This is a genomic window from Pedobacter westerhofensis (assembly GCF_900182595.1).
GTDB classification, from domain to species: domain Bacteria; phylum Bacteroidota; class Bacteroidia; order Sphingobacteriales; family Sphingobacteriaceae; genus Pedobacter; species Pedobacter westerhofensis.
On the sequence record NZ_FXTN01000001.1, the window covers coordinates 617,442 to 633,510 of the forward strand.

At 43.8% G+C, this 16,069-nt stretch carries 13 protein-coding genes; 10 read left to right on the forward strand and 3 right to left on the reverse strand.

Annotation, left to right across the window (positions count from 1 at the left end; genetic code table 11):
• Nucleotides 1-85 precede the first annotated feature (85 nt).
• Nucleotides 86-1,600: a catalase gene (locus FN831_RS02615; RefSeq protein WP_142526626.1), complete on the forward strand. Its 1,515-nt coding sequence runs from the start codon at nucleotides 86-88 to the stop codon at nucleotides 1,598-1,600.
• Nucleotides 1,601-1,682: 82 nt separating this feature from the next.
• Here the strand turns inward: FN831_RS02615 and FN831_RS02620 are convergent, their stop codons facing one another.
• The 3 genes from FN831_RS02620 to FN831_RS02630 all read right to left on the reverse strand — a co-directional run bounded on the left by FN831_RS02620 (nucleotide 1,683) and on the right by FN831_RS02630 (nucleotide 4,753).
• Nucleotides 1,683-2,360 carry a DUF6266 family protein gene (locus FN831_RS02620; protein ID WP_142526627.1) on the reverse strand — a complete coding sequence of 226 codons (678 nt, stop codon included), beginning with the start codon at nucleotides 2,358-2,360 and terminating at the stop codon, nucleotides 1,683-1,685.
• A 2-nt stretch (nucleotides 2,361-2,362) separates the two neighbouring features.
• Nucleotides 2,363-3,136 carry a DUF6266 family protein gene (locus FN831_RS02625; RefSeq protein ID WP_221931240.1) on the reverse strand — a complete coding sequence of 258 codons (774 nt, stop codon included), beginning with the start codon at nucleotides 3,134-3,136 and terminating at the stop codon, nucleotides 2,363-2,365.
• A 420-nt stretch (nucleotides 3,137-3,556) separates the two neighbouring features.
• Nucleotides 3,557-4,753, reverse strand: a complete 1,197-nt coding sequence (locus FN831_RS02630; protein ID WP_142526629.1) for a proline dehydrogenase family protein — start codon at nucleotides 4,751-4,753, stop codon at nucleotides 3,557-3,559.
• 95 nt (nucleotides 4,754-4,848) lie between these two features.
• Between FN831_RS02630 and FN831_RS02635 the strand changes: the two genes are divergently transcribed.
• The 9 genes from FN831_RS02635 to aroA all read left to right on the forward strand — a co-directional run bounded on the left by FN831_RS02635 (nucleotide 4,849) and on the right by aroA (nucleotide 16,059).
• Complete coding sequence (locus FN831_RS02635; protein WP_142526630.1) at nucleotides 4,849-5,055, forward strand: RNA-binding S4 domain-containing protein; 207 nt, start codon at nucleotides 4,849-4,851, stop codon at nucleotides 5,053-5,055.
• Entirely contained in the window at nucleotides 5,055-6,122 is a 1,068-nt protein-coding gene (gene aroB, locus FN831_RS02640) for a 3-dehydroquinate synthase (RefSeq protein WP_142526631.1), read from the forward strand. The genes FN831_RS02635 and aroB overlap by 1 nt, the downstream gene beginning before the upstream one ends.
• The gene (locus tag FN831_RS02645; protein WP_142526632.1) at nucleotides 6,112-7,041 is read left to right on the forward strand and encodes a sterol desaturase family protein; all 930 of its coding nucleotides are present in this window, start codon (nucleotides 6,112-6,114) and stop codon (nucleotides 7,039-7,041) included. The genes aroB and FN831_RS02645 overlap by 11 nt, the downstream gene beginning before the upstream one ends.
• 264 nt (nucleotides 7,042-7,305) lie before the next feature.
• Nucleotides 7,306-9,666: a TonB-dependent receptor gene (locus FN831_RS02650; RefSeq protein ID WP_142526633.1), complete on the forward strand. Its 2,361-nt coding sequence runs from the start codon at nucleotides 7,306-7,308 to the stop codon at nucleotides 9,664-9,666.
• A gap of 24 nt (nucleotides 9,667-9,690) precedes the next feature.
• The gene (locus tag FN831_RS02655) at nucleotides 9,691-10,920 is read left to right on the forward strand and encodes a DUF4374 domain-containing protein (RefSeq protein WP_142526634.1); all 1,230 of its coding nucleotides are present in this window, start codon (nucleotides 9,691-9,693) and stop codon (nucleotides 10,918-10,920) included.
• A 44-nt stretch (nucleotides 10,921-10,964) separates the two neighbouring features.
• On the forward strand, nucleotides 10,965-12,287 hold the full coding sequence (locus FN831_RS02660) for a PepSY-associated TM helix domain-containing protein (protein ID WP_142526635.1): 1,323 nt from the start codon (nucleotides 10,965-10,967) through the stop codon (nucleotides 12,285-12,287).
• Between the two features lie 420 nt (nucleotides 12,288-12,707).
• The gene (locus FN831_RS02665) at nucleotides 12,708-13,541 is read left to right on the forward strand and encodes a prephenate dehydratase (protein ID WP_142526636.1); all 834 of its coding nucleotides are present in this window, start codon (nucleotides 12,708-12,710) and stop codon (nucleotides 13,539-13,541) included.
• A gap of 50 nt (nucleotides 13,542-13,591) precedes the next feature.
• Complete coding sequence (locus FN831_RS02670; RefSeq protein WP_142526637.1) at nucleotides 13,592-14,728, forward strand: chorismate mutase; 1,137 nt, start codon at nucleotides 13,592-13,594, stop codon at nucleotides 14,726-14,728.
• Between the two features lie 74 nt (nucleotides 14,729-14,802).
• A complete protein-coding gene (gene aroA / locus FN831_RS02675; RefSeq protein WP_142526638.1) occupies nucleotides 14,803-16,059 on the forward strand; it encodes a 3-phosphoshikimate 1-carboxyvinyltransferase in 1,257 nt (418 codons plus the stop codon).
• Nucleotides 16,060-16,069 lie beyond the last annotated feature (10 nt).

Consider the following 16,069-nt stretch of genomic DNA (forward strand, 5'->3'; position numbering starts at 1 on the left):
TCAAGCCTGCGCAGGATCAACAGAATTAAAAACCTGTGCAGGCTCCTTCAAAATACAGGAGGAAGCGATACAAATTTATACATAGATGGAAGAGACAAATAAACCCACCCGCACCTTAACAACTGCCTCCGGCAGACCTTACGTTGAACACGAAAACACACAATCAGTAGGCAGCAGAGGCCCGCTGTTACTGCAGGACTTTGTACTGCACGAGAAAATGGCACATTTTAACCGCGAGCGTATTCCCGAACGTGTAGTACATGCCAAAGGAACCGGCGCTTATGGTAAGTTTACCGTAACTCACGACATTTCAAAATATACCAAGGCAAAAATCTTTAACCAGATCGGCAAAGAAGCAAAGATCTTCTTACGTTTCTCTACCGTAGGCGGTGAAAAAGGGAGTGCCGACTCAGAAAGAGATCCCCGCGGATTTGCACTGAGATTTTACACTGAAGATGGCAACTGGGACATCGTAGGCAATAACACGCCGATATTCTTTATCAAAGACGCAAAAAAGTTCAGTGATTTTATCCACACGCAGAAACGCGATCCAAGGACCAACCTGAAAAGCCCCATAATGATGTGGGATTTCTGGTCGCTGAACCCGGAAAGCCTGCACCAGGTAATGATCCTGATGAGCGACAGGGGAACACCCTATTCCTACAGGCATATGGACGGATTTGGCAGCCATACCTTTTCCATGATCAACGCCAAAAATGAGCGTGTATGGGTAAAGTTCCACTTCAAAACCCAGCAGGGAATCCAGAACTTTACCGGCCCCGAAGCTGTTGCGATGCGTACGCAGGATATGGACCATTCACAGCGCGACCTTGTTGAAGCTATTGATAATGGTGAATTTCCAAAATGGAGCGTAAAAATACAGGTAATGACCGAAGAGGAAGCGCAGACTTTCAGATGGAACCCCTTCGACGTTACAAAGATCTGGCCGCATGGCGAATTTCCGCTGATTGACGTTGGAGAAATTGAACTGAACCAGATTCCTAAAAACTATTTTGCCCATGTGGAGCAGGCAGCGTTTGCACCTACTAACCAGGTGGATGGTATTGGCTTCTCTCCCGACAGGATGCTGCAGGGACGGATTTTATCGTATCCTGATGCTGCGCGTCACCGTTTGGGCGTAAATTATCAGCAGCTTGCTGTAAACGCCTGTCCTTTTATGACCAATAACTATCATCGTGACGGTGCGATGAGGTTTGATGATAATGGCGAAGACAGCCCTAACTATTTCCCGAACAGCTTTGGCGATGTGGTGCCTGATGAAAGATACAAAGAACCCGCTCAGGAACTGCATTCAAGTACGGCCGACTGGTATGACAGGAATGCCGGTGAAGGTGACAATGACCATTACACCCAACCGGGTGATCTGTACCGTAAAGTGATGACTGATGCAGACCGTAAAAACCTGGTCAACAATATCGTTGATTCAATGAGCGGTATCAGCGGGCCTAAAAGATTAGAGATTATCAACTTGCAGCTGTGCCACTGGTTCAGGGCAGATATCAGTCTGGGAATGGCTGTAGCAAGTGGCTTAGGCATCGATGCCGCACAGGCTATGCAACATGAAAACCACCATGCGTAATTGACGAACGTTAATTAATATTTGATTTTAAAACCCCGCTCAAAAGGCGGGGTTCTTATTTTTGAAGCACTAAATTTTTCTTTTATGCTTTCATCGTTACCATTCCAAGGTATTCACTTTGGGATACTCTTTTTCTGTTAGCCGAAACAAAGAAGATCCAGCAGTGAATATGATGTCCCACTAGCTGAGGATATCCTTTATAGCTCCACTTCAAAGCATTTCTGGGAACTTTTCCACACGAATACATTGATTGATAAATATTACGCTTCGTGTTTTCATCATAAAACACGATGACAGCATCGTCATGTGAACGTGTCGTTTTCCCGGGACACGGATTTTGCTCCCAGGTCACGTCAATAGTCATTCCTTCGCCTGCGACGCACTGACCGTCCCAGCACGCATCTATCTCATCAATAGGACAGCTCATTTTCACCTTGCTGAATTCAATGCTGAAATCAGGATATTCACCTTTTACTGCATCGAGCATCAGATGTTTCAACATGGCATTCGGTTTTGACCCTCTATTTTTTTTGCGCAACTGGTATCCAATACCAGGCACATCATAGCCAATACGAAGGAGAAAATCCTTACCAAATTTAAACAATGCACGCTGTTTGGCCTGATCCTCTGTTTGGGAACCCTTTTTTGCGGGTGTTGGTACCTCTTTTATCACCTGCGTATTTCTTACATTCGTGATGACCACGGTTCCAACCTTTCCGCTAATACCTGCTATAATTGATGGTTTTCTTATTACTCCCATGATTACCAGATTAATTGTCCCAAATAAACACTGTCAGAAATACGATCACGCTCATCAGTAATAAAACCAATATAAATTTCAGCAGTATAACCTTTTTTAATGCCCGCCAGAAGAAGGAGATATTCACCTTTGTGCCGCTCTGCACAACATGTTTTATACCGTGCAATTCTAAGCTCAGGAAAATAAGCCATCACCATTACCTGATCAGTATAATGGTCGTCATCCGTTACATTATCCGGATTCCATTCAAATGCAAAGCCCTGATCCGTCAATCTCGCTATTGCAAGCGTGGGAGGAGACATTGTACCCTGTGTGATCCGAAGCTTAGAGTAATCAAGGTATTGATTTGGATATTCTCCCTTAATCGCATTTGCCCTAACACCTGATAACATTACATTGTAAGGAGTTTGTCCTTTCGGTTTCCCTTTTGCATGGGCCCCTACCTTTACAAAATCCTTTAACGGACTTAAATATTTTCCACAGATTGTAGTCACCTGCCTCACTCTTAACTGGTCTACAGTAGGTGGCAGATCAGTTGGCGTTGGAGGCTCAGTAACAGTGGTTTCTCTGTCTGGATGTTGAGAATACACCTGATTCCCAACCTTTCCTGACCAGCCCGTAGCTGGTCCTTTTTTTACAATACCCATAACTAATTGGATTAAATTTATAATTAAACATTTCTCTCTTAATATTTTGAAATAATAACTACGCTTAAAATCACCTAGTGCAGAAATTTGTAAAAATGGTACTGGAATACAGATGATTAAAAGCGACAATTATCATTTATTCTGCCTGAATAAACAATTATTTGTGTCATAGGGTACAAAAGTAAAAACTATTTATTAATGTTAAAAATTAGTTTTTCACAAACCCATGTATATGTGTATTTATTTCGATAACAAGTATTTGTGCTTTCCCCGAACACTCTTCGGTTATTGCTTTATATTTGGTCGTAGTAGCATTTGAGAGTGTTTGTTAAGAGTTTTGATTATGCTCTTTACGGGGATACCACAGGCATAGCTAAGACATACCTCATCCTTACCGCAGCCTTACCTAAAAGGTATAGCTAAGGTATAAACAAGGTATGTTTTACGTCAGTTTATGCTAAGGTTTGGAAGAGCACACAAAGAAGACTCAGCGGACTCACAGAGACCTTGGTCCGAACAATACACGACCAGTATACGAATAACAAAGGATCAAATATTAACTTTAGAATTCCTCCGGTTTTTCTCCCTTGCAATCAGGTCAAGCTCCCTGCTGGTTTGCCCGGCAATAGATGTATTCTCCTGAGCGCGCCTGAACAGATACGGCATGACAGCCTTTACCGGCCCGTAAGGGACATATTTAGCCACATTATAACCCGCATCTGATAAGTTAAAACTCAAATTATCGCTCATTCCCAGTAACTGCGAGAAATATACGTGCGGATGGTTATGCTGAATAGCATGCGTATCCAGTAATTCTGCAAGAACTTTACAGCTGGTTTCGTTGTGCGTGCCGCATACGATCCCTGTTTCAGCGATATTTTCAATGCAATATGTGATTGCAGCATTGTAATCCTTGTCGGTTGATGCCTTATCCGGCTGTATAGGTGAAGGATAACCTTTTTCGGCTGCCCGTTTACGTTCTTTTTCCATATATGCCCCGCGGACAATCTTGGCGCCCAGCACAAAACCTGCTTCTTTGGCGATCAGGTGATCTGCTTTGATATGCGCCAGTTTATCGTGACGGTACAGCTGGTAGGTATTGTAAACGATCAGTTTCTCTTTGTTAAAAAGCATCATCATATCAATAGCCAGGCTATCGATCGTTTTCTGGATCCAGCTTTCTTCGGCATCGACCATCACGGGCACATTCTTTTCAAATGCGGTGCGGCAGATATGCTCGCAGCGCGTCTGTACCCTGGCAAATTCTGCAGTTTCCTCCGGCGTAAGCACCTGCTTTGCGTCAAGTTTCTCCAGCAATGCAAAACGCGCGATGCCGGTGATCTTAAATACAGTGACAGGGACCCGCTTGTCGCCCGCTGCGCGGTCTATCGTACGGATAATCTCTGCACAGGTAAAATCGAATACGTGCTCCTCTTCTTCACCTTCCACAGAATAGTCAAGAATGGTCCCTACCTTACCAACCGCGAGCTGTGCAATGGTATTTTCACATTCTGCGATGGTTTCGCCTCCGCAAAACTGCTTAAAGATGGTGGATTTGATCAGCCCCTGAATGGGCAGACCGATGTTCAAGAATAAATTGGTTACCGGCGGACCTACCTGGGTCAGAAAATTGCTGCTCATGACCTTAAACAGCCAGTAAGCACTGTTTAGTTCGGCTTTTGATTTACTTCGGAAGGCGATCTCAGTATTATCAAAATTTAATTTTTTCCCTTGGGATACTTGCATTTGGATTGATAAGTTAGTCAAACGGTTGCAAAAATATAAATTCCGCGTCTACCAAAGGTAAAACCCTTTGTTTTTAATTGTAAATTTGCTGCACAATGATTGAATTTAAATTAGAAGGCGAATTTATCCCTATGATCCAGCTGCTTAAAGCAACGGGACTGGTACAGAGCGGCGGTGAAGCCCAAACTGTTGTTGAAGACGGTTTAGTGAAATATAATGGCAGCGTAGATTACCGCAAGCGTTTAAAAGTACGCCAGGGGGATCTGATCGATTTTATGGGAAACCAAATTAAAATAGTTTAATGAATACAATTGAAAGTTCGGGTCACAACATATATTTTGATACCAAATTAGCGCCGCTGGCGGAAATCATCGAAAAAGGTACGTACAGCAATATCTTTGTTTTTGCCGACCGCAATACTGCGGAAGCCTGTTTGCCCGTTTTCAGGGAAATGCTGGACGATTTCAGCGGGTTCGACCTGATCGAAACTGATCCGGGCGAGGAAAATAAAAACATTGATTTCTGTATCGGCATCTGGAAAACCTTACTTGATTTTGAGGCCGACCGCAAATGCCTGATGATCAACCTGGGCGGCGGAGTGATCACGGATATGGGTGGCTTTGTGGCTTCAACCTATAAACGTGGTATCGATTTTATCAATATCCCTACCACCCTGCTTTCGCAGGTAGATGCTTCTGTTGGCGGAAAAACAGGGATAGACATTGATAATGTAAAAAACATGGTGGGCACATTTACATTGCCACAGGCTGTTTTTATTGAAGCAGAATTCCTGAAAACTGTCCCTAAAAGGGAAATGTTATCCGGCTTTGCGGAAATGATCAAACACGGTTTGATTGCTGATGAAAAATACTATCAGGAACTGAAAGCCGCTAATTATCAAAATATTACTACTGCAGCTATACACCGCTCCGTGGAGATCAAAAATGAAGTCGTGACAGAAGATCCCCTGGAAAAAGGAAAACGCAAGATCCTTAATTTCGGGCATACCATCGGCCATGCCGTAGAAAGTTATTCATTGAGCAAGGATAAAAAACCACTCACCCATGGCGAGGCGATCGCAATCGGAATGATTTGCGAAGCATGGCTTTCACACAAGAACAGTACGCTTTCTGCTGAAGAACTTGCAGAAATCAGAGCATATATATCCAGCGTTTACCCTGCCTACAAAATTAAAGAGAAATCATTTGACAAGTTATCAGCCCTGATGCAGAGCGATAAAAAGAATGAACATGGAAATATCCTTTTCTCCCTCCTTGAAAGCATAGGCAAATGCACCTGGAACTGCAGGGTGGCTGAAAGTGATATCCGTGAAAGTATGGAATATTACAATTTAACTTATGTTAAGTGAGACTGAACATATAACTGCTACCTTTTTAGTTGTATTTCTTGTTGTTTCATGCCTGCTGGAAATGTATTTCAGCTATGTGCACGACAGGCACCTGTACGAAAAACGGGATACATGGAATAATGTATACCTGATGGGACTGGCATTTTTTATCAATCTGGGAACAAAAGCCCTTACGCTTGTGATCCTGGATGTGTGCTACCAGTACAGGTTCTTTGAGATCAGCAATGTATGGGTGTACTGGATTGTGCTGGTACTGGCGCAGGACCTCCTCTACTGGTGCCTGCATACCTCAGGACATTACATCAGGTTCTTCTGGGCAATGCACGTTACGCATCACTCCTCACCGCTGTTTAACCTCACCACCGGTTTCCGCTCCACGGTTTTTGAACCCCTGTACAGGGTATTCTTTTATCTGCCGCTGGCTTTTCTGGGTTTCAGCGCAGTAGATATCATTCTGGCCTATCTGGTTACTCAGCTATATGGCAACATGGTACATACCCAGACTGTTAAAAAACTGCACCCCATCCTTGAATATATCCTGGTTACCCCTTCGCATCATCGTGTCCACCACGCCAGTAATATTCGTTATCTGGATAAAAATATGGGCATGATCCTGATCATCTGGGACAGGATGTTCGGGACTTTCCAGGAAGAAATACCTGAGGAAGAAATTGTCTACGGATTAACGCACCAGCCCGAAGATACAGGTCCTGTGAATATTGTTTTTCATGAATTCAGGGCCATGCTGGCCGATATGAAAAAGGCTCCGGGAATAAAAAACAAACTGAACTACCTGCTTCGTCCGCCCGGATGGAGCCATGACGGCAGTACCCAGATCGCCAAAGTAATGCAGCAGGAACTTCTTGAAACAGAGCGGCAAGCACTCAGCAGCAATACTGCAAAACAAAGGGTAGGTTAACGTAAATAAAACTTAATAATTATCAACATTCCAAAAAGTTGTATTATTATAAAATTTTATTTTAATCCTATTTTAATCTCCTAAAACGTTAAATTACAGTATCTTATCACTTTTAATGAGGCTTTACGGATGAGTTAAGGCTCCAGATCTATTTGGACTTGGTCTAAATAACGCTATATTTGGCACATAAAAATGCCACACGGTTTCGGACCCGTGTGGCGTAACGGGGTTGCCCCCGCTAACCTTTAATCGTAGTTAAAAGTAATGCAATTTAAACAAATTTTGCTGTTGGCCATCTTATGCGCCAATGTATTTTTCGCGGAGGCTCAAATCAGGCCTTCAACCTTAAGAGGAACACTGAAAAGTAACCTCGGCGAACCTGTCCGCTCAGCGACAATCAAGCTTCAAAACACTTCTTATGGTGCCATATCTGATCAGGATGGCGAGTTCGAGATTAAGAACGTTAAACCCGGAAATTATGTTGTACTGATTAAGGTAATCGGGTTTAAGGATCATAAAAAGGACATCAGGCTGGCATCCGGCGAAAACCTCCACCTCACGATCAAAGTAACAGAGAATGTGGAGCAAATGGAAACAGTAAACGTTTTAGGACGTACTGTTGCCCAGGAGACTAACCGGCAGGCCTTTAATGTTACCGCTATTGATGCCAAAAAGCTTTACAACAGCACACTTGATATTTCAGGTGCCCTGGACAGGGTTGCAGGTATCCGTGTAAGGGAATCAGGTGGTGTAGGTTCAAACTTCAATTTGTCCCTTAACGGGTTTTCCGGTAACCATGTGAAGTATTTTATCGATGGCATTCCTATGGATAACTTTGGTACCTCTTTCCAGATCAATAATATCCCTATCAATATTGCCGACAGGATTGAGGTTTATAAAGGCGTAGTGCCGATGTGGCTGGGATCTGATGCACTGGGCGGTGCAATTAATATTGTAACGGGCGACCGCTACAGGAACTACCTGGATGTATCTTATTCATACGGTTCGTTTAACACGCACAGAAGCGTGATCAACGCGGCGGCAACAAGCAAAAACGGGCTCACTATACAGCTGAACGCTTTCCAGAATTACTCTGATAATGACTACAAAGTAAAAGTTGAAGCTTCGGATATCTACACCGGCGCCTTTGCCCCGGCTGCCCTGTTAAGAAGGTTCAACGATAAATACCATAACGAAACGGCAATCCTCAATGTGGGCGTGGTAGATAAAAGTTATGCCGATAAATTACTGTTCGGGATTACTACCGGACAAAACTACAAGGAAATCCAGACTGGGGCCCGTATGATCCAGGTATTTGGGGCATGGCACAGAAAAGGAACGATCATCATGCCTACCTTAAAATACAAAAAAACAAACCTGATCCCGGGACTGGATTTAACAGTAAATGCGAACTACAATCTTGGAACTGAGCAGAACATTGATACTGTCAATGCAAGGTACGACTGGTACGGCAACTCAAAGCCTACAGGTACCAACGGCGGAGAGCGCTCCAGAAGCTTATATAAATATAAAAACAACAATGGGCTGGCAACAGCGATGGCAAATTACAAAATCAGTGAACGCCAGTCGGTAGCAGTAAGCAATGTGTTTTCAACCTTTAACAGGAAAGGAAGCGATGAGCTTAACCCAACGAATAACGACTATGAAACCACTAAGAAAACCAACAAAAATGTGCTGGGACTCGGTTACAACTATGACGTAAAAGACAGATGGAGCACCACCGTTTTTGGTAAATATATATCACAGGGCAACACCATCGGAAATGGCGGTTCAGCCAAATCAACCACAACCAAGTTTGGTTATGGTACCGCTGCAACTTATTTCCTCAACAAAAATGTGCAGGTAAAAGCCTCATATGAGCTCACTAACCGAATGCCGGACGCGCAGGAAATATTTGGCGACGTTGAAAACCAGGAGGGCAATCCTTCATTGAAACCCGAAAAAAGTAACAACGTAAACATAGGTGCGAGCTACAGTTTCAGCATCAACAAAATCAACAACTTCTCTGTCAATGCCAATGCGATTTACAGACATGCCGATAACTTCATCTATAACAGGCTCAACGCCAACCAGTCGAAACTCGTTGCTGATAACAGAGACGGCGTAAGTACATGGGGCGCTGATGCAGATATCAGGTACTCATACAAAAACTGGCTGAGTGCAGGAACAACGGTTACCTACCAGTTCCTTCGTAACCTGCAGATGTACGAGCCGGGATATACATCGGTAAGCCCGCTTTATAAAGACCAGATGCCCAACATACCTTATTTCTTCGGAAACACCGATGTTTCCGTAACACTAAAAGATGTTTGGAAAAAGGGAAATACGCTCAATATGGGATATAATCTACTGTATGTCCATGCCTTCTGGCTTTACTGGCCAAGTCTGGGAAGCCAGGCTGCAGGTGATGAGAAACGCGTTGTTCCACAGCAGTTTTCACACGACCTGAATTTTGTGTACAGCATGGCGGGCGGCCGTTACAATGCTGGTGTAGAAGTTAAAAATATCACCAATGCTTTCCTGTATGACAATTTCAGCCTGCAAAAACCCGGTCGTGGTTTCTACCTGAACCTGAGATACTTTATCAATAAAACTACTAAATAACATACCAATTTAAACGATAATACAATGAAAACAAACATTACAAAAGCATTTTTAGCGCTTGCATTTGCAGCTGTATTTGCCTCCTGCTCAAAAAACAGTGATTCCGAAGCAGTAGCCAATGATCCGGGAAACTATATTCTTGCAGTAACACCTGTTGCCTCTACGGCGGTTGCAGATTACTTACTAACGGCAAGTGATCTTGATAAAGGTACAGTATCGATTCTTGGAAACGGAATCGAGCAGGATGGTACGTACAGATACTACGTAACAGCTAACAACAAGTTCTTTAGTATGTTGTACGGACAGGGTAACCCCGGAGCTGTAACTACCTACAACATTACAAATGGTAAATTAACAAAACTCTCAAACTTTGCATCCGAAACGGTACAGGCCTTTGCCCCTGTAAACGATGATATCTTAATGTTAAAAATCCCAAGAGCGATCACCAACCCGCTCGCTAACTTCTACCGTGTCAACACAACCAGCATGCTGATTGTTGGTGAAGGCACAGTGAATACCCAAACCATCCTGGGAAATGGCGAATCTGCTTTCTTTAGCTGGATCAAACAGGTAGGAACCAAAGTTTATGCCCCTTTCTTCTCGATCAAAGCTTGCTGCGGTGCAGCTTTTGGTACAGCTTTTCCTGATCAGGCCTGGATCGCAGTTTACTCTTACCCGGGAATGCAACTGGAAAAAGTAATTACAGATAACAGAACCAGTTTCATTGGAAGATACTTTACAGATGGTCTGGCAGTAGTTGAAAACGGCGATACCTATGCTTTCTCTTCTTCAGTAGCGACAAGCAATGGTACGATTTTAAATTCCACCAAACCATCAGCGATTACAAGACTTAAATCCGGCGTTACAGAATTTGACCAGACTTATTTGTTCAACTTTGAAACAAAATCAAATGGTTACGTGATTACCAACTGGACTTATGTTGGTGCCAACAACTTCGTAGCCAACGTATCAAAAAAGGCTGACAGAGGCGCATATACTGTGGGAAATGAATTGGCTATCGTGAACGTGGCTGATCAGTCAGTTAAAATGGTTACGGGAATGCCGCTTCCATCTGAGATTGCCAGCATTACCAGCAATAACTACTCACCTAAAGACGGAAAAACTGCCTACTATGGCGTGAACCTGAAAACAGGTGCAAGCTATGTATACAAAATTGATGCTTCAACAGCTGTTGCCACACAAGGCCTGAAAGTTGAAGGCGGTTCGCTTACAGCTATCCAAAACATCAAATAGTAACTGTCAGATTAATAAATACGATACGCATCACAATTAAAACAATGGCCACAGGAACCAACAATGCCCCCTTCAAAAAGAAAACAAAAGATTCTCTTTTTACCCGCATCAATAAATGGTTGCATTTATGGCTGGGACTGGCATCCGGAATCATTGTTTTAATTGTATGTGTTACCGGCTGTATCTGGGTTTTTAACGAAGAAATCACGGCGCTGCTGGAACCTGAAACAAAAATTGAAAAGCAGGATAAAACTGTATTAAAACCCTCCCAGATCAGCGCGATTGCAGCACAGGCTTACCCGAAGATGGTGGTTGCCTATGCGCAATACATCCAGGGCAGGGCCATTAATGTAACGCTGCGAAATCCCAGGGAGCGGGAACGCCGCGGCGGCGGAACTACGCTGAAGGTTAATCCTTATACAGGAGAGATCATCAGCAGGGAAGTGCGCAAAAAAGGTGAAATCGATTTCTTCAGGTTTATCCTCAACGGGCACCGTAACCTATGGCTGCCCCGCGAAATCGGCAGGCCCATTGTAAATTATGGCACGCTGGTATTTACGGTCATCCTGATCACAGGGCTCATCTGGTGGTACCCAAAAAAATGGAACAAGAGTACAGTTGACAAAAGCTTTAAGATCAAATGGGGCGCTTCTTTTAAACGGCTAAACCTTGATCTTCACAATGTGCTTGGTTTTTATGCCATGCTTTTCCTGCTTACTATTGCCCTCACCGGAATGGTGTTCGGCATCAGATGGTACAGCGAGGGGCTATACTGGATAACCTCAGGTGGCGAAAAACTGACTGAATTCAGGAACATGAAATCAGATACACTGAATATCAAACACCTGTACAGCCCGCAGCAGGCGATGGACATTGCATGGGCCAAAGTCACTGCAAAACATCCGCGTTCAGAAGGATTTTACTATGCTTTCCCTGTTACTTCACAGGCAAAAGCGACGATCGGCATCACCGTATATCCCAGTGCCGGACAGTTTTACAATAACCAGAGCTATACATTTGATCAGCATTCGCTGAAAGAAATCAAAGGCAAAGGCGTTTATGCTGCCTCATTCGAAGAGTCAGGCTTCGGCGGTAAGCTGCGCAAGATGAATTACGATATTCATATCGGCAGCATCCTGGGTTTCCCAGGCAAGTTACTTGCCTTTCTGTCTGCATTGATTGGCGCAAGTTTACCTATCACCGGATTTCTGGTCTGGTATGGCCGCAAGTTTAAGAAAAAGAAACCTTCAAAGTTATCAGTCGCTGAGCTTAACAAAGCAGGCCTGGCGCCGAAGCCAAAACTACGGACCATCAGCAAACAGGAAGAACAGGTATTTCAATTGAATACGGAAGGCACCAAAATATAGCTATAATAATCTTCCCTCGCCTGTTCAGCAAACTTAACTTTTAATTCTCTCTCTGATAACCGGCTATGAACAGCCGGTTATCTCCTTAGTCTATTATCCATACATCATACCGGTCAAAACACACAAAAAATAATTTTTTTTATTTTGCTATTGACAAATTAAATTTTGTTAGTACATTTGGAAAAATAAAAAATACATAAGGGGAGCTGCTAATTAGTCCCAAAGATAAAAAGATGAGAAACATCACTACATATTGGTTTGGTTACTTCTACTACTTTAGTAAGAGCCGGGACTGATATGCAATCAAAAGAAACAAGATAAATTGTATATGAAAAGTCCCGGCCTAAAGCCGGGACTTTTTTTTTTATGCAAAATTTCGAACTTCTTGAGTACCAAATTAACACAGAGATCAATCAAAAAATGAACACATCAGTAAGAGTAGCAATCCAGGGTATCAAAGCATCATTTCATGAGGAAGCTGCTTTCAAGTTCTTTGGCAACAACATTCAAACCATTGAATGTAACTCCTTTAAAAAAACTTGCGAGGTAATGGACGCCAATGAGGCTGACTATGTGGTTATGGCTATTGAGAACTCAATTGCCGGCAGCCTTTTACCCAACTACACACTGATCAGGGAACACAATTTTGCCATCACCGGCGAAGTTTACCTGCCGATACAACTGCACCTGATGGGACTGCCGGGCGTAAAGCTTGAAGATGCACAGTTTGTAACTTCGCACCCTATCGCGCTTCGCCAGTGCATCGACTTTTTTGATGATTTCCCGCACCTTAAAATTGTGGAAAGTACAGACACTGCTGCCTGTGCTAAAAAGATTAAGGACGAAGGGCTGACCGATACGCTGGCTGTTGCCAATACGCTGGCAGCCAAACTTTACGGACTGAACATCCTGGAAAGAAGAATTGAATCCAACAGTAAAAACTATACACGCTTCCTGATCCTGCAAAAGGAGAAAAACGAAGACCTGCAAGAGATCAGCAAAGCTTCGATCGTTTTCCAGGTAGGCAACCATGTTGGTGCGCTTTCACAGGTACTGAACATCTTTGCCGAGCAAAACGTAAACCTGAGCAAAATCCAGTCGATGCCCGTACTGGGAAAAAGAAACGAGTATTATTTTTATGTAGACCTGGAATGGACGGATACCGATAAATATGATATCGCCGTCCGCAAAGCACTCAAGTACACCGTGAACTTTAACATCATGGGAGAATATCTTAAGAACGACAAAGTATAATTACCCCCAAATAAACAAAATCGAAAACCCCCTATTTAATCACCCATATCATGAAATTAAATCTTAACATCCAGCCATTAGAGAGCTGGTTGAACATTAAAAACGAACCGCTCATCATCTCTGGACCTTGCAGCGCTGAAACTGAAGAACAATTGGTATCTACAGCTAACCTTTTGGCTGCAACCGGTAAAGTATCTGTATTAAGAGCAGGTATCTGGAAACCACGTACCCGTCCGGGAGAATTTGAAGGTATCGGAAGCATCGGACTGGAATGGTTAAAAAGAGCAAAAGCTGAAACAGGATTACCTACAGCTGTTGAAGTTGCAACTGCAAAACATGTTGAAGAAGCTTTGGCTGCAGGTGTTGATATCCTGTGGATCGGTGCAAGATCTACGGCTAACCCTTTCACTGTACAGGAAATTGCTGATGCACTAAAAGGCCATGATGTCCCTGTATTGATCAAGAACCCGGTAAACCCTGATATTTCACTGTGGATCGGTGCTTTAGAGCGTATCAACAATGCAGGTATTACTAAAATAGGTGCGATCCACCGTGGTTTCTCTTCATACGAAAAAAGCTCTTTCCGTAACGAACCAATGTGGGAAATGGCTATTCAGCTGAAAACTTTATGCCCTACATTACCGATCATCAATGACCCGTCACATATCTGCGGAAACCGCGAACTGATCCCTTACATTGCTCAAAAAGCACTGGATCTGGATATGCAGGGATTAATGATCGAATCACATATCGATCCTTCTGTAGCATGGACTGACGCGAAACAACAGGTAACACCTTCAGCTCTGGAAGAACTGGTTTCTAAACTGAACCTGCGCGACCCGGAAGCACCAAACGAAGCCTTTGCGGATAAACTTGGAGAATTACGTCAGAAAATTGATAAAATCGATGACATCCTGATCCAGAAACTGGGTGAGCGTATGGCTATCGTTGAACAAATCGGTAACTACAAAAAAGATAACAAAGTAACGATCCTTCAGGTTAACCGCTGGGATGAGATCCTTAAAAAAGGAACTGCATTTGCAAAAGCGCTTAAACTGGACCTGGGCTTTACAGAAAAATTCCTTGAACTTGTTCACGGTGAGTCGATCAGAAAACAAACTGAGATCATGAACGAAGGTAAAACCGAAGAAGAAATAGTTGAAGCTACATCAGGCGAAAAAGCATAACAACACAGGAAAATCTGCAGGGGCTTTGATGTATACAGCTCCTGCATGCTTTACCTGTCTCTAAAAAAATGGTTATGAATAAAAACGCAGTTGTTTCGTTTGGCGCGCCAAAGGATATCCATGCAACTATTAATTTAACGGGTTCTAAAAGTGAAAGCAACAGGGCGCTGATCATCGCAGCCCTGAGCAAGGGGATGGTAACGGCAAAAAACTTGTCTGACGCCGCAGATACCGTTGTGCTGAACAATATTCTGGTGGGGCTGAGCACTGCGCCGGTAGAGGACAGAAGAACTGTTGATGTTGGCCATGCCGGCACTGCAATGCGTTTCCTTACAGCTTTCCTTTCTACGATCCCTGAACAGTTTACACTGACAGGCTCCAAAAGGATGCAGGAACGCCCTATCGGGATTCTGGTAGACGCACTGAAAAGCCTTGGGGCGGATATCTCTTATGAGAAAAATGAAGGTTACCCTCCCCTGCTGATCAACGGCGGTTTAACCAATACTCCATCCGAAGTTTCTATCCGCGGAAATGTAAGCAGCCAGTACCTATCTGCACTGCTGATTATTGCGCCTACCCTTCCAAATGGCTTGTCACTCAATATCACGGGCGGATTAACCTCAAGGCCTTACCTGGAGATGACGCTGAACATGCTGGCTTCTGCCGGTATTGCACACAGCTGGGAAGGCGATACGATCCATATCAAACGTCAGGTACATCAGTCAGCTACGCTGGTAGTTGAGCCCGACTGGAGTGCAGCTTCGTACTGGTACAGTATTGCAGCCCTGGCTGACAAAGCGGACATTACACTGCCCAATCTGAGGGAAGAAAGCCTGCAGGGCGACAGTGAAATCCAGCAGATCATGATCCCGCTGGGCGTTGCTACTTCACGTACCAAAGGTGGGATTCGGCTGGTTTCGGCAGCAGAGCAGGCATTAACAACCGTTCTGAACCTGAAGGACTGCCCCGACCTGGCACAAACGATTATTGTTTGCGCCGCAGCGAAGGGACTGAACCTGGCATTTACCGGCCTGGAAACACTGAAGATCAAGGAAACCAACAGGGTGCTGGCATTGCAGACTGAACTGGCGAAGATTGGTGTTACCTTAAACGAGGATAATGAAGTGTATACGCTGGATTGTTCAGGATTACATTTCCCGGAGAAGATCAGCATTGCTACCTATGACGATCACCGCATGGCGATGGCATTTGCACCACTGAGCCTGCTGATCAAATCGGTTGAAATAGAGGATTACCAGGTAGTAGAAAAATCTTATCCAGATTTTTGGAAAGATCTGCAGAAAGCTGGTTTTACAGTAGAAGAACTTTAATATAAAATAA

Excerpts from the sequence above, each read along its gene's own strand:
- FN831_RS02670 (WP_142526637.1), top strand. The coding sequence starts at position 13,592 with ATGAAATTAAATCTTAACATCCAGCCATTAGAGAGCTGGTTGAACATT.
- FN831_RS02665 (WP_142526636.1), top strand. The coding sequence starts at position 12,708 with ATGAACACATCAGTAAGAGTAGCAATCCAGGGTATCAAAGCATCATTT.
- FN831_RS02645 (WP_142526632.1), top strand. The coding sequence starts at position 6,112 with ATGTTAAGTGAGACTGAACATATAACTGCTACCTTTTTAGTTGTATTT.
- FN831_RS02650 (WP_142526633.1), top strand. The coding sequence starts at position 7,306 with ATGCAATTTAAACAAATTTTGCTGTTGGCCATCTTATGCGCCAATGTA.
- FN831_RS02655 (WP_142526634.1), top strand. The coding sequence starts at position 9,691 with ATGAAAACAAACATTACAAAAGCATTTTTAGCGCTTGCATTTGCAGCT.
- aroB (WP_142526631.1), top strand. The coding sequence starts at position 5,055 with ATGAATACAATTGAAAGTTCGGGTCACAACATATATTTTGATACCAAA.
- FN831_RS02630 (WP_142526629.1), bottom strand. The coding sequence starts at position 4,753 with ATGCAAGTATCCCAAGGGAAAAAATTAAATTTTGATAATACTGAGATC.
- FN831_RS02660 (WP_142526635.1), top strand. The coding sequence starts at position 10,965 with ATGGCCACAGGAACCAACAATGCCCCCTTCAAAAAGAAAACAAAAGAT.
- FN831_RS02620 (WP_142526627.1), bottom strand. The coding sequence starts at position 2,360 with ATGGGAGTAATAAGAAAACCATCAATTATAGCAGGTATTAGCGGAAAG.
- FN831_RS02615 (WP_142526626.1), top strand. The coding sequence starts at position 86 with ATGGAAGAGACAAATAAACCCACCCGCACCTTAACAACTGCCTCCGGC.
- FN831_RS02635 (WP_142526630.1), top strand. The coding sequence starts at position 4,849 with ATGATTGAATTTAAATTAGAAGGCGAATTTATCCCTATGATCCAGCTG.
- aroA (WP_142526638.1), top strand. The coding sequence starts at position 14,803 with ATGAATAAAAACGCAGTTGTTTCGTTTGGCGCGCCAAAGGATATCCAT.